A 12,767-nucleotide genomic window follows, 5' to 3' on the forward strand; every position below is an offset into this window, starting at 1 on the left:
AGAGCGCTATTCCCTGGCAAGAAGGATTTTGCCCCGTCCCGGCGGCATGGAAACGATGACGATGATAGAGAAGTGAAAGCAGGAAAATATGCCTTCCGATACACAGGCCCAAAACACCACGATGCCCACTGAGGGACCCGATATTACGCTTTCGGTGCGCCAGACCTTTGGACTGGACAGTGAAATGCAAGTGCCGGCCTTCAGCCAGCGCAACGACTACTGTCCGGACGTGGATGACAACTACCGCTTCGACCGCGATACCACCCTGGCGATCCTGGCGGGCTTTGCTTATAACCGCCGCGTCATGATCCAGGGGTATCATGGCACCGGGAAATCGACGCATATCGAGCAGGTCGCGGCGCGGCTGAATTGGCCCTGCATCCGCATCAACCTCGATAGCCATATCAGCCGCATCGACCTGGTTGGTAAGGACGCCATCGTATTGCGCGACGGCAAGCAGGTAACTGAGTTCCGCGAAGGCCTGTTGCCCTGGGCGTTGCAACACCCGGCGGCGCTGGTGTTCGACGAGTACGATGCGGGACGGCCCGACGTCATGTTCGTCATTCAGCGCGTGCTGGAAGTCGAGGGCAAGCTTACACTGCTCGACCAAAACCGCGTCATCAAACCGCATCCGGCATTTCGACTTTTCTCCACCGCTAACACGGTGGGGCTGGGCGACACGACAGGCCTATATCACGGTATCCAGCAGATTAACCAAGCACAGATGGACCGTTGGAACATCGTCGCAACGCTGAACTATCTGGCGCACGACGAAGAGGTCGCCATCACGCTCTCGAAAGTTCCCAGCCTGGATACCAAGGAAGGTCGCGAGACGGCCTCTGCCATGGTCGCATTGGCCGATCTGACACGCAGTGGCTTCATCAACGGCGACATCTCCACGGTGATGAGCCCCAGGACCGTTATCACCTGGGCCGAGAACGCGCAGATTTTCGGCGACGTCGGCTTCGGCTTCAGGGTCACTTTCCTGAACAAGTGTGACGAAGTTGAGCGCCCGGTGGTGGCTGAGTATTACCAGCGTTGCTTTGGCAGTGAACTGCCCGAGAGCGGCGTGCACGCCAACCTCGCCTGACGCATGCGGGCAGCAGGAGCAATAGCCCCTTGAGCGGCAATCAAAAACCCAGCAACAAGTCCGGCGGCGGTGAAGCACCAATAGAACGCTTTCGCCGGGCGACCGGAGCAACTTTGCGCGCAATCGCCCGCAATGCAGAGTTGCAAGTTGCCTTCGCGCCTCATGCCCAGGGCCTTCAGGGCAACGAGGCGCGTGTTCCGATGCCCGGGCGTGACCTTTCGGCAGAGGACGTCGCCCTGACGCGGGGAGAGGCTGATGCCATCGCCCTGCGGCAGCGTTACCACGACGCCAAAAACCATGCGCGCCTTGCGCCCAGCAGTCAGATCGCCCGGGAGATTTTCAACGCGGTCGAGCAGACCCGCTGCGAGGCCTTGGGCGCGCGTCGCATGGCCGGGGTTAACGCCAACCTTGGCGCTATGCTGCAGGACCGCTGTCGGACACGCGGATACGACCACATCACCGAACGCGAGGACGCGCCGATCTCCGAGGTTGTCAGCCTGCTGGCCCGTGAGGCCATGACGGGCGAGAAGCCGCCGCCCGCAGCACGGCCGATCGTTGATCTCTGGCGTCCACTTTTCGACGCAAAGGCAATGGGCGATCTAAAGCAAATGGCTGAACTCGCCGAAGATCAGGCTGCCTTTGCACGGATGGCGCGCCAACTTATCGAGGATCTCGACTTCGACCTCGGCAACAGCGAATCCGACCCCGATGACCCCGACCAGGATAGCGAAACCGACGATCAACAGCAGAATGAGCAGGACAGCGAAGGACAGAGCGGCGACCAGCAGTCCAGCGATGCCTTCGATGCCATGCAGGAGCAAGAAGGCGAAGCAGACGACGCCGACAGCGACGACGCGAGCGCGGATGCCGACGGTGAGATGATGGCGGGTGACAGTGAAGAGGATCCCGGTCGTCCCGGTACCCCGCCGGAGTTCGACGACCGTCGCAACGCCCCGGCGGAGGCGCCCTACCGGGCCTTCACCACGGAGTTCGACGAGGTGGTCGAGGCAGAAGACCTTTGCGACCCTGATGAACTGGCGCGCCTGCGCATGTTGCTGGACCAGCAGCTTGCCCATCTGCAAGGTGTCATTTCCCGCCTTGCGAACCGGCTCCAGCGCCGCCTAATGGCAAAGCAGACCCGCGCCTGGGAATTCAATATCGAGGAAGGGCTGCTCGATACAGCCCGCTTGGCGCGTATCGTGGTCGACCCGACCATGCCGCTTTCCTTCAAACGGGAACTGGAGACTGATTTCCGAGACACGGTCGTCTCGTTGTTGATCGACAATTCCGGCTCCATGCGGGGCCGACCCATCTCGGTAGCCGCCGTCAGCGCAGACATCCTGGCACGCACCCTTGAACGTTGCGGGGTGAAAGTCGAAATTCTGGGCTTCACGACGCGCATGTGGAAAGGCGGCCAATCGCGGGAGCGTTGGATTGCAGCGGGCAAGCCTGCCAATGCCGGCCGTTTGAATGATCTACGGCATATTGTTTACAAGAGTGCCGACGCTCCATGGCGCAGGGCACGCAAGAATCTGGGGCTGATGCTGCGGGAAGGCATCCTCAAGGAGAACATTGACGGTGAGGCACTGCTTTGGGCGCACAATCGCCTGCTCGGTCGCAGCGAGCAACGCAAGATTCTCATGGTGATTTCGGATGGTGCGCCGGTCGACGACTCGACGCTGTCCGTCAACCCGGGCAACTACCTGGAAAAGCACCTGCGTGAAGTCATCGACTACATGGAAACGCGTTCACCGGTTGAGGTTATCGCAATCGGCATTGGTCACGACGTCACGCGCTATTACCGGCGCGCCGTGACGATCGTGGATGCAGAGCAGCTAGGCGGAACCTTGATGGAGAAGCTGGCGGAGCTTTTCGATGAGGAAGGCGGCAGTCGCCGCGCCGGCCCGCGCGGCGCGATCCGGCAAGCACGGAGCCGGTCTTAGAGTTCAAACAAAAGCAGCAGGTCCGTAGATGGCTGATATCAAGGGTTCCATGCCGAGCGAGGAAAAGCGGTTCCCCGCTTTTGTCCGTCATGATGTCGCCGCCATGGAGCCTTCCAGGATCGTTCAGCTCTGGGAACTAGGCTTTGGGATGGACGACGTGATCCCGCTTTGGGTGGGAGAAAGTGACCAAGCAACCCCGGCTTTCATTTCCGACGCAGCCTATGCGGCTCTTCAGGCCGGCAAGACTTTCTACACTCACAAGCGTGGCATTCCCGAGTTACGCCAGGGCATCGCCGACTACACTGCCGGACTGTACGGAATCCCCATGTCGGCCGACCGCGTCAGCGTGACGGCCTCGGGAATGCACGGTATCACGTTGATCTGTCAGGCATTGTTCGAACCAGGCGATAACCTCATCGTGGTCGCGCCGAGCTGGCCGAATGTGGTCAAGGCAGCGCAGGTGCAGCATGCCGAAGTTCGCTTTGCCACCCTCGATCCGAAACCGGAAGGCGGATTCACGCTGGATCTGGAGAAGCTTTTTTCCCTGGTCACCGACCGCACGCGCGCATTGTTCGTAAATTCGCCAGGCAATCCAACCGGTTGGATGATAGAAGCCGATCAGCAGCGCGAGATACTCGATTTTTGCCGATCCCGCGGTATCTGGCTGCTGGCCGATGAGGTTTACGCCCGCTTCGTTTACGACCGCTCGGTTGCACCGTCTTTCCTTCAGCTGGCGGAACCGGACGACCCGGTGATTCACATAAACTCCTTCTCTAAGGCCTGGGCCATGACCGGCTGGCGCTTGGGATGGCTGATCACGCCGCCTGCCTTCGGAAAGATCGTCGATCAGTTGATCGAGTTTTCGACCTCCGGGTCGCAGGCATTCCTTCAGCATGGCGCCTTGGCGGCGTTGACGCCCCAGGGCGAGACCTTCGCGCGCTCCATGGTCGACCGTTGCCGCCAGGGCGGCGAGATGGTGTTCCAGCGGCTGGCGGCAATGGAGCGCGTCACGCTATCGCGCCCAACCGCCTCTTTCTATGCGTTCTTTCGCATTGACGGAGTAGAGGACAGTTTGTCCTTCGCCAAGAGGATTTTATCCGAAACCGGTGTCGGGTTGGCGCCAGGCTCTGCTTTCGGGCCGGGCGGCGAGGGGCACATGCGCCTTTGTTATGCGTCTTCTCACAACCTCTTGTCGAAGGCGCTTGATAGACTTGAACTGATTCTGCGTTAATTATTTATATACTTGTTTTATAAATGATATTTCGTACGTTTTATAATTTTAAGGAAAAATATCAGATATATATGTTGTCATGTGTAATAATTTTAATCTATTTTCTGTTAATCGCTACAAGATGAGATATTACAAAGAGATAAAACCATGAAATCTCATTTTCAGACTTTTTCCCGCTACAACACGTGGGCCAATCGGCGCCTCTATGAGGCGACGGCAACCCTGAGCGATGAGGCAAAGCGCCTACCACGACCTGCGGCTTACTTTGGCTCCCTGCTCGGCACGCTCAATCATCTGTTGCTGGTCGACCAACTATGGTTCGACCGTGTATTAGGCCGTCCAGGACGCCACACGCAGCTTGACGGTATCCTTTACGAGGATTTTGCGGAGCTTCGCGCCGCAAGGGAGCAGGAGGACGCGGCTATCGAGGCACGGGTTGCCGCCATGACCGACGAAGCGCTGGCTGCCGATCTTACCTACCACACCATCACCGGCGGGCAGATGCGCAACCCCTTGCACCAGGTGCTATCCCATATCTTCAACCACCAGACCCACCACAGAGGGCAGGCGCACGCCCTGCTCAAGGATGCAGGACTCATGCCGCCACCATTGGACCTGCTCTACTACCTGCGAGACCAGGGTTGATGGCCCGATTGACGTTGGCGCTCAAGCGTCGGTCGTCAAGACGACCTTTCCGGTAGAGCGACGCGACAATAGCAACTGCATTGCTTCTGCGATTTTTTCCAGGGGCAGTGCGTGCGACACATGCGGCTTCAGCAGGCCCGCATCGTACCAGCCAAACAGCTCGGCGAACTCGTCGCGCAGCATTTCCGGCGCCTGTTTGCGGTAAGAGCCCCAATAGCAACCAACCACCGAAATATTTTTCACCAACAGAATGTTTGCGGCCGCCTGCGGTACCCGTCCGGCTGCAAACCCGATGGTGAGCAATCGGCCGGACCATGCCAGACAGCGCAGGGAGGCATCGAAGATATCTCCGCCGACGGGGTCGAAAACCACATCCACACCGCGCCCTTCGGTCATATCCTTCACGGCGGCACGAAGGTCGTCAGTTCGATAGTCGATGGAGGCGTCCGCGCCGTGGGCCTCGGCGAGACGACACCGGTCCGCACCACCGGCCGATGCGATCACCCGTGCCCCCAGGGCCTTGCCGACTTCAACCGATGCCAAGCCGACCCCGCCGGCAGCACCATGCACCAACAGCGTCTCTCCCGCCTTCAAACCGGCCCGCCAGACCAGTGCGCCATGCGCCGTTCCATAGGTGATGGGAAAGCCTGCCGCCGATTGGAAGTCGAGCCTATCGGGAATTTTGAAAACATCGCTTTCGCGGGCGATGGCCTGCTCCGCAAATCCACCGTGATCAACGACCGCCAAAACCCGATCACCGGGCTTTGTCCCAGACACACCCTCGCCAACTTCCAGAACCTCGCCTGCTACTTCCAGGCCTGGACTGAATGGAAACGGCGGTTTCTCTTGGTACTTGCCCGCGATCATCAAGGTATCCGCAAAGTTCAACCCGGCCGCCGCCACGCGGATCAAAACATCGCCGGCCCCTGGTCGGGGCTCCGGAAGTTGACCAACCTTAAGAGACTCCGGCTCACCCCAAGAGTCACAGATAACTGCGCGCATTCTTCAACCTCTCATCCGCTGGCTATTACACCTCAGAAGCGGGCCGCGCTGGCGGTACGAATTACGCCAACATCGCGACCGGCTCGATTTAATATGGCCGGCCGCAACAACTCCGAAAGCGCCTCGGCCTGCTGATCGTCGATAACACCCAGACGGCGCAGAAGGGCGCCAGCGACAATCTCGCTGGCCCGCCCCGCCCCATCATCCACCTTGACGGCGAAACCCAGTGCCAGATCAGGCACCGTCCCGCAGTAGACGCCTTCGGCCCCGGTCTTGACGATGGCGCGCCCCCCGACGGCGGCGATAATCCGACTATCGAACCGCCGCGTCCCACCCATCATGATTGGCTCGTTGGCAATCGCCCTGCGAATGCGCGCGCAAGCTTCCTGACGGCGGTCCGGTTGATCGTCCGGGCTGCCAAGCCGCGCCATGGCCAGGGCGATATTGCCCAATGGCATCGCGATTACCGGAATACCGCAACCGTCGATGCCCATAGGTGCGCGCGACAGATCGAGCCCGGTCATGGCTTCCAGAACACCCAGAATGCGCTGCTGTACGGGATGATCGCGGCGGATGTAACCCTTGGTCGCCTCTCCCTTGTGGCGGGCGGTGGTCAAGAAGCCGCTATGCTTGCCCGAGCAATTGTTATGCGCAGCGGTCGGGGCGTTTCCGCTCCGCAACAATGACTCCATCGACGCGGGATCGTAGGGCTGATGCGCACCACATTCGAGGGCCTCGACACCGCAACCGATACGCTCCAGCCAGGCCAGTACGGTTTCAACATGACGTGGCTCCCCGTCGTGACTGGCGCAGGCCATTGAAATTTCCGCGTCGCCCAAACCAAATGCCTCGGCCGCCCCTGTCTCGATCAGCGGGATAGCCTGAAGGGATTTGATGGCGGAACGGGCATAGATTGGTGCCTCTATGTCGCCGGCCTGTAGTACAACCCGCCCCTCGTTGTCGACCACCGCGTAGCGGGCCCGGTGAACGCTTTCGACCATATCGCCACGCGTCAGTTCAACCAGCAACGGATTGGCCTCGGCTTTGCCCGACGAAGAGCTTTCACCTGTCGTATCCTTCCCATGTTCAAGCATGAAGGCCGTCCTGTATGCGGTAAATGATTTGTCCAGACCTTGCCTTGCGGCGCGGCGCGGTGCAAGTTCCCTCGGGTCATGAGAGGGTATTTTGGATTCGGCGTGCAGCAGATCAGCAAACCCATGAACTTGGGTAGCCTGATGCGTTCGGCGCATGCCTTCGGAGCCAGTTTCTTTTTCACCATCAACCCGGACTTCAATCCGAAGGAAGTGAAGCTTTCCGACACATCCGACGCTGCCAAGAATCTGCCCCTCTATACCTTCCCCACCGTGGAGTCCCTGACTTTGCCGCGCGAATGCCGATTGGTTGGCGTGGAACTCACCGACGATGCGGTCGACCTGCCATCCTTTCACCACCCGCACAACGCCGCCTATGTCCTGGGCCCGGAACGCGGTTCGCTCAGCCCGGAATTGATTGAACGCTGTGATCAGGTTGTCAAAATACCGACAAAATTCTGTGTCAATGTCGGCGTTGCAGGGGCCATCGTGATGTATGATCGGATGCGATCGCTCGGGCGCTTCGCCCCGCGTGCGGTCGGAAGCCTAGGTGGGCCCGGAGACAAACCGCCCCATGTAAGCGGGGGTCCTGTGCTTCGGCGCAGGAAGACATGAAGATTATCGGCGGGGGTTGCGGCGGACTTCCGCTGGAAGTCGACAAACGCTAGGCTCGCCGGGAAGAGTGTGCCATGGCAGCGCGACAGTTGAGAAACGAGAGGGACCAGCAGTGCAGATCACATCGACACCAGCGGCAAAAGACAATCACGGATGCTTGGTCGACAGGATGACGGCCCGCTCCTTGCTCGGAGCGGCCCTAGGGCTCTTGATCTTGGGTTTCAGCACGGAAAATGTTTCGGCCCAAGCCGTTGAGCAACTTGGCAGCTTCCAGCAATGGACCGCCTACACCTATGAATCGGGCGGTCAAAAGATTTGCTTCATGTCCGCAACGCCGGCAAAGGCGGAGGGCAACTACACCCGCCGTGGAAATATCTCGGCCATGGTGACCCACCGGCCTGCGCGGGAGACCCGCGACGTCGTATCTATTGAAGCAGGCTATACCTACCAAGATGGCTCCGATGTGACCGTGACGGTGGAGAACCGCTCCTTTGCGCTCTTTACCCAGGAAGGCAATGCCTGGGCGCGCGATAGCGAGACGGATAAGGCCATGGTGACCGCCATGAAGGCTGGGCTGGACATGGTCGTCCAGGGCGTATCCTCGCGCGGCACCAAGACCAAGGATACTTACTCCCTGAAGGGTTTCACGGCGGCTTATGACGCCATTTCCAAAGCCTGTCCGTAAAGGGTCTTAACAAGGATTCCCTTGCCGAGGAGCCTTCGCAGGCTTATCTAGGCGCCCATGACTGGAAGCGCACACACACAAGCCTTTGCCCCACCGCCCGCCATAACCGACGGGCGGCCGTTGCTGCTTGGTCTTTCCCGCGAGGAGTTGACCGAGACCATCACTGGCTTGGGTGAGCCTGCCTTCCGCGCCAAACAGCTCTGGCACTGGATCTATGACCGGGGCGAAACGGACTTCGCCCAAATGACCTCGCTCTCCAAGGGCTTCCGGGAGAAGCTGACGGAGCGGTTCGAGGTTGGTCGGCCAGGCGTGAAGCTGCACCAGAAGTCGAGTGACGGTACGCAGAAATGGCTGCTGCGCTTCCCCGATGGCCAGGAAGTCGAGAGTGTCCACATTCCCGAAAGCGATCGTGGCACCCTTTGCGTTTCAAGCCAGGTCGGCTGCACCCTGACCTGCCGCTTTTGCCATACGGGCACGCAGCGGCTGGTACGCAACCTTTCGGCAACCGAAATCGTCGGCCAGGTAATCCTGGCCAAGGACAGCTTCGACGAATGGCCCGCCAGCCGGGAAGGCCGCCAAATCACCAACCTGGTGATGATGGGAATGGGCGAGCCTCTCTACAATTTTGACAACGTCGCCAAAGCTCTCAAGATTATCATGGATGGCGAGGGACTGGGCATCTCCAAGCGCAAAATCACGCTCTCGACGGCCGGTGTCGTGCCGATGATGAAGCGCTGCGGCGAGGAGTTAGGCGTCAACCTTGCAGTGTCGCTGCACGCGGTCAACGACGAGATCCGGGACCACATCGTGCCGATCAACAAGAAGTACCCGATCGCCGAACTTTTGCAGGCCTGTCGAGACTATCCCGGTATCCATAATGCCCGGCGCATCACTTTCGAGTATGTGATGCTAAAGGACGTCAACGATAGCGATGCGGATGCGCGTCAGCTTATCCGTATCCTCAAAGACATCCCGGCGAAGGTGAACCTGATTCCCTTCAACCCTTGGCCGGGCGTGCAGTTCGAATGCTCGACGAGCGAGCGCATCAACCGCTTTGCCGATATTCTGGCAGCCGGAAATCTCTCAGCACCCGTGCGTCAACCCCGGGGCCAGGATATCTTCGCCGCCTGCGGACAGCTCAAGAGCGAGAGCCAACGGCTGAAGAAAACCGAACGCGATGCCGCTTTGGCGGCGGCGGCGGTTCCGGCCGAGACCTGAAACTTTCACACGGACCGCCAGGTGGGCCGACGCCGCAAACCGGAGACAGCACGCAACAGCACGGCGACCATGACAAGCCCGCCGCCGATGGCCGTCGTGGTTTCCGGCACCTCCCCGTAAAACATCCAGACCCAACCAGGGCTGAGCACGACCTCGGTCAGGGATAAGAGCGACAACTCGGCGGCCGAGACCCTGGACGCTCCCTTCAAGAACAGCACCATGCCCAAAACGATCTGTACGACCCCCATCAACAGGCAGAGCAGCAGGTCGTGCAAATTGACGGAAAAGCTTTCCAACATCACGGCACCGAAAAGCGCAGTCATCAAGCCGCCCACGATTACAACCGGCATGGTCTCGCGCTTGCTGTCCCTGGAGGACGCCTGACGGAGCGTGACCGCATAGCAGGCAAACCCGGCAACCGATATCAGCGCGGTGACGTTGCCCAGCCAACGACCGGCCTCCACGCCGCCTTGCACCATGTAGGCGACCCCGAACCCGGCGATGCACATGGTGATCCAGGTTGCCTTGCGGATTGGCTCCTTGAGAATGAACCAAGCCAGGATCGCCGTCATGAAGGGACCGGCGGCCAGCATGAAGACCGCGTTGGCCACGGTGGTGTAAAACAGCGCAAAGACGAAGCCGGCAGAGGCCACGGCCAGAAAGAACCCGCCGATCAGGGAGAGACGCGCCTCGTTGCGCAGAACAGCGAAGCTGCGGCCACGCTGGCGCCAGGCAAAGTAGAGTCCCGCGGCAACAACCACTGAAATCGACCGGTAGAACAGCAGCTGCCAAGCGTCCACTTCCTCCATGGAACGCACAAACATGCCGGAGGTGCTCCAGAAGGTGCCCGCCAGCATCACGAGCGACAATCCGATGATGCGTTCCCGGTCGAAACCCAGGGTGGGCGCGTCAACGCTCACGTCGGGCTATCCGCATCGTAGACAGCGTGCTTACGGCGCTCCAGTTCTTCGCGATAGGCCAACATTCCCGGATTGAAGTCCCCAACGAAGCGCGGTTCTTCTTCAAAGTGATGGAAGCGGTCCTCGCCACGCACCAGTGTCGCCGTCTCGTTGTCGATAACCGTTTGCCGAACCGATGTAGCCGCGTATTGCAGTGTCAGGCCAATCCGGCGCCTATCGCTTCGGTTAGGTTGGGATGCATGCAGGGTCCAGCCATGGTGCAGGGAAGCCTGGCCCGCGATGAGAGACGCATGAACAATGTCGTCCTCACGGATTTCCTTATCCACGGTCTGACCGCGGTGCAGGATGTTGTCGTCCGAGTAGGTATCACGGTGTGCCTGCCGACCGCTCTTATGTGATCCGGGCAGCATCATCATGCAGCCGTTTTCCGGCGTGGCGTCGCTGATCGCGATCCAGGCGGTCACCAACTTGTCGCTATCCAGGCCCCAATAGGTCAGATCCTGATGCCAGGAGACCTTGCCCCGGCTATGGGGCTCCTTGATCACATAGGCGCTGTCCCACAACAGGATGTCCGGCCCGATGAGTGCTTCAACCGCATCCAGCAGTGTCGGATCACGCGCCAACTCGTTGGCGGAGCCGCAGATCAGATAGGGCTTGGTCTTGTAATGCAGAGGGCCCAGCCGCGCCTCCGCCATCTCTAGCGCTGCCCTGTGCGCCGCCATGGCGGCAGGCTCCATAAGCGTCAGGGGGGCGAAAAATCCTTGCGCCTCGTAAAGCGCAAGTTCCGCCGCCGAAAACCCTCTGGTCCGGCTCCCCGCATCCCGCATGGGTCCTGGCATCTTTTCTGCCCTCGTGTCTCAATTTGGTCGCTGCCCCAAACTGCGGCACAGACGAGAAGCCTGTCTCTCTGATTCGCGCCAAAAAGCTGACGCAGAGGCGCGATAAGGCGGCTACCGACCCGATCAGCAAACCATTGGCCTTGTAAGACCCATGACCCTTGCGCAATGGCGACGGAACGCCCTCTTGTATGAGAACGCCTTTTGCCTATACTCGCCGCCGCGCGGTCACGGCCCGAGACGGGCCGTCCAAACCCAAGATGTTGTGAAGGTGTCCCATGAGCGAAATCAAGCGCGTCGTCCTCGCCTACTCAGGCGGACTCGATACTTCTGTGATCCTGAAATGGTTGCAGGAGACCTACCGATGCGAGGTGGTGACCTTCACTGCTGATCTCGGTCAGGGCGAAGAGCTTGAGCCGGCCCGCAAGAAAGCCGAGATGCTCGGTATCAACCCGAAACATATCTTCATCGAAGACCTGCGCGAAACCTTTGTGAAAGATTATGTCTTCCCGATGTTCCGCGCGAATGCCGTGTACGAAGGGCTTTACCTGCTGGGCACCTCGATCGCGCGACCGCTGATCGCCAAACGGCAGATCGAAATCGCCCGCGAGGTCGGCGCGGACGCCGTCTGCCACGGGGCAACCGGCAAGGGCAACGATCAGGTTCGTTTCGAACTGGGTTACTATGCGCTCAACCCCGACATCAAGGTCATCGCGCCCTGGCGCGAGTGGGACCTGACCAGCCGCACCAAGCTGATCGAGTTCGCCGAGAAGCACCAGATTCCCATCGCCAAGGATAAGCGCGGCGAGGCGCCCTTCTCGGTCGATGCGAACCTGTTGCACATCTCCGCCGAAGGCAAAGTGCTGGAAGACCCCTGGGAAGCGCCGGAGGAGTACGTCTTTTCGCGCAGCGTCTCTCCGGAGGACGCACCGGACGAGCCGACGATCATCACCGTTGATTTCGAAAAGGGCGACCCGGTCGCCGTCGATGGCGAGGCCTTGTCGCCAGCAGCCCTGCTGACCCGCCTCAACAAATTGGCGGGCGACAACGGCATCGGACGCCTGGATTTGGTGGAAGGCCGCTTCGTCGGCATGAAATCGCGCGGCGTTTACGAGACGCCCGGCGGCACGATCCTGCTGCAGGCCCATCGGGCGATCGAATCCATTACCCTCGACCGCGGCGCGATGCATCTGAAGGATGAGCTGATGCCGCGCTATGCCGAGTTGATCTACAACGGCTTCTGGTTCAGCCCCGAACGGCGCATGCTGCAAGCCCTGATCGACGAGAGTCAGGCCAAGGTCAACGGCACGGTGCGTCTGAAGCTCTACAAAGGCAATGTTATCGTCCAGGGCAGAAAGTCGCCGGATAGTCTCTACTCGATGGAGCACGTGACCTTCGAGGACGATCAGGTCTATGACCAGCGCGACGCGGAAGGTTTCATCAAACTGAACGCTTTGCGGCTACGCCTGCTCAACCGCCAGCAGAGTTGAC

The 12,767-nt window shown here is 60.0% G+C and carries 12 protein-coding genes; 8 read left to right on the forward strand and 4 right to left on the reverse strand.

Going from position 1 to position 12,767, the window contains the following annotated elements; all coding sequences use genetic code 11:
• Nucleotides 1–88: 88 nt before the first annotated feature.
• The 4 genes from cobS (at nucleotide 89) to ABIE63_RS13940 (ending at nucleotide 4,909) form a co-directional block, all read left to right on the forward strand.
• Complete coding sequence (gene cobS / locus ABIE63_RS13925) at nucleotides 89–1,090, forward strand: cobaltochelatase subunit CobS (protein WP_183417176.1); 1,002 nt, start codon at nucleotides 89–91, stop codon at nucleotides 1,088–1,090.
• A gap of 29 nt (nucleotides 1,091–1,119) precedes the next feature.
• Nucleotides 1,120–3,033: a cobaltochelatase subunit CobT gene (gene cobT / locus ABIE63_RS13930; protein ID WP_183417177.1), complete on the forward strand. Its 1,914-nt coding sequence runs from the start codon at nucleotides 1,120–1,122 to the stop codon at nucleotides 3,031–3,033.
• A 28-nt stretch (nucleotides 3,034–3,061) separates the two neighbouring features.
• Nucleotides 3,062–4,264 (forward strand): pyridoxal phosphate-dependent aminotransferase, encoded by a 1,203-nt coding sequence (locus ABIE63_RS13935; protein ID WP_354505097.1) that lies wholly within the window; start codon nucleotides 3,062–3,064, stop codon nucleotides 4,262–4,264.
• 147 nt (nucleotides 4,265–4,411) lie between these two features.
• On the forward strand, nucleotides 4,412–4,909 hold the full coding sequence (locus tag ABIE63_RS13940) for a DinB family protein (protein ID WP_354505098.1): 498 nt from the start codon (nucleotides 4,412–4,414) through the stop codon (nucleotides 4,907–4,909).
• Nucleotides 4,910–4,930: 21 nt separating this feature from the next.
• On the opposite strand, the gene ABIE63_RS13945 is transcribed toward ABIE63_RS13940, so the two are convergent.
• Both ABIE63_RS13945 and ABIE63_RS13950 read right to left on the reverse strand, forming a co-directional pair.
• Nucleotides 4,931–5,911 carry an NADPH:quinone oxidoreductase family protein gene (locus ABIE63_RS13945; RefSeq protein WP_354505099.1) on the reverse strand — a complete coding sequence of 327 codons (981 nt, stop codon included), beginning with the start codon at nucleotides 5,909–5,911 and terminating at the stop codon, nucleotides 4,931–4,933.
• A 32-nt stretch (nucleotides 5,912–5,943) separates the two neighbouring features.
• A complete protein-coding gene (locus ABIE63_RS13950; protein WP_354505100.1) occupies nucleotides 5,944–7,005 on the reverse strand; it encodes an asparaginase in 1,062 nt (353 codons plus the stop codon).
• A 78-nt stretch (nucleotides 7,006–7,083) separates the two neighbouring features.
• Here ABIE63_RS13950 and ABIE63_RS13955 point away from each other — a divergent pair, with 78 nt between their 5' ends.
• The 3 genes from ABIE63_RS13955 to rlmN all read left to right on the forward strand — a co-directional run bounded on the left by ABIE63_RS13955 (nucleotide 7,084) and on the right by rlmN (nucleotide 9,520).
• The gene (locus ABIE63_RS13955) at nucleotides 7,084–7,617 is read left to right on the forward strand and encodes an RNA methyltransferase (RefSeq protein WP_354505102.1); all 534 of its coding nucleotides are present in this window, start codon (nucleotides 7,084–7,086) and stop codon (nucleotides 7,615–7,617) included.
• Nucleotides 7,618–7,729: 112 nt separating this feature from the next.
• Nucleotides 7,730–8,302 (forward strand): invasion associated locus B family protein, encoded by a 573-nt coding sequence (locus ABIE63_RS13960; protein ID WP_354505104.1) that lies wholly within the window; start codon nucleotides 7,730–7,732, stop codon nucleotides 8,300–8,302.
• A gap of 57 nt (nucleotides 8,303–8,359) precedes the next feature.
• Nucleotides 8,360–9,520 carry a 23S rRNA (adenine(2503)-C(2))-methyltransferase RlmN gene (gene rlmN / locus ABIE63_RS13965; protein ID WP_354505106.1) on the forward strand — a complete coding sequence of 387 codons (1,161 nt, stop codon included), beginning with the start codon at nucleotides 8,360–8,362 and terminating at the stop codon, nucleotides 9,518–9,520.
• A gap of 5 nt (nucleotides 9,521–9,525) precedes the next feature.
• Here rlmN and ABIE63_RS13970 read toward each other — a convergent pair whose 3' ends face one another.
• Complete coding sequence (locus tag ABIE63_RS13970; RefSeq protein WP_183417184.1) at nucleotides 9,526–10,440, reverse strand: DMT family transporter; 915 nt, start codon at nucleotides 10,438–10,440, stop codon at nucleotides 9,526–9,528.
• On the reverse strand, nucleotides 10,437–11,279 hold the full coding sequence (locus ABIE63_RS13975) for a phytanoyl-CoA dioxygenase family protein (RefSeq protein WP_183417185.1): 843 nt from the start codon (nucleotides 11,277–11,279) through the stop codon (nucleotides 10,437–10,439). The genes ABIE63_RS13970 and ABIE63_RS13975 overlap by 4 nt, the downstream gene beginning before the upstream one ends.
• Before the next feature lie 275 nt (nucleotides 11,280–11,554).
• On the opposite strand from ABIE63_RS13975, the gene ABIE63_RS13980 reads away from it, so the two are divergent.
• Nucleotides 11,555–12,766 carry an argininosuccinate synthase gene (locus ABIE63_RS13980; protein WP_354505108.1) on the forward strand — a complete coding sequence of 404 codons (1,212 nt, stop codon included), beginning with the start codon at nucleotides 11,555–11,557 and terminating at the stop codon, nucleotides 12,764–12,766.
• The last annotated feature ends 1 nt before the right edge of the window (nucleotide 12,767 follow it).

Origin of the sequence: Limibacillus sp. MBR-115, assembly GCF_040549425.1 — a bacterium.
GTDB classification, from domain to species: Bacteria; Pseudomonadota; Alphaproteobacteria; order Kiloniellales; family CECT-8803; genus Limibacillus; species Limibacillus halophilus.

What these genes read in the sequence shown, in the direction of transcription:
- cobS (WP_183417176.1), top strand. Translation starts at nt 89, where the DNA reads ATGCCTTCCGATACACAGGCCCAAAACACCACGATGCCCACTGAGGGA.
- ABIE63_RS13935 (WP_354505097.1), top strand. Translation starts at nt 3,062, where the DNA reads ATGGCTGATATCAAGGGTTCCATGCCGAGCGAGGAAAAGCGGTTCCCC.
- ABIE63_RS13940 (WP_354505098.1), top strand. Translation starts at nt 4,412, where the DNA reads ATGAAATCTCATTTTCAGACTTTTTCCCGCTACAACACGTGGGCCAAT.
- ABIE63_RS13945 (WP_354505099.1), bottom strand. Translation starts at nt 5,911, where the DNA reads ATGCGCGCAGTTATCTGTGACTCTTGGGGTGAGCCGGAGTCTCTTAAG.
- ABIE63_RS13950 (WP_354505100.1), bottom strand. Translation starts at nt 7,005, where the DNA reads ATGCTTGAACATGGGAAGGATACGACAGGTGAAAGCTCTTCGTCGGGC.
- ABIE63_RS13955 (WP_354505102.1), top strand. Translation starts at nt 7,084, where the DNA reads ATGAGAGGGTATTTTGGATTCGGCGTGCAGCAGATCAGCAAACCCATG.
- rlmN (WP_354505106.1), top strand. Translation starts at nt 8,360, where the DNA reads ATGACTGGAAGCGCACACACACAAGCCTTTGCCCCACCGCCCGCCATA.
- ABIE63_RS13975 (WP_183417185.1), bottom strand. Translation starts at nt 11,279, where the DNA reads ATGCCAGGACCCATGCGGGATGCGGGGAGCCGGACCAGAGGGTTTTCG.
- ABIE63_RS13980 (WP_354505108.1), top strand. Translation starts at nt 11,555, where the DNA reads ATGAGCGAAATCAAGCGCGTCGTCCTCGCCTACTCAGGCGGACTCGAT.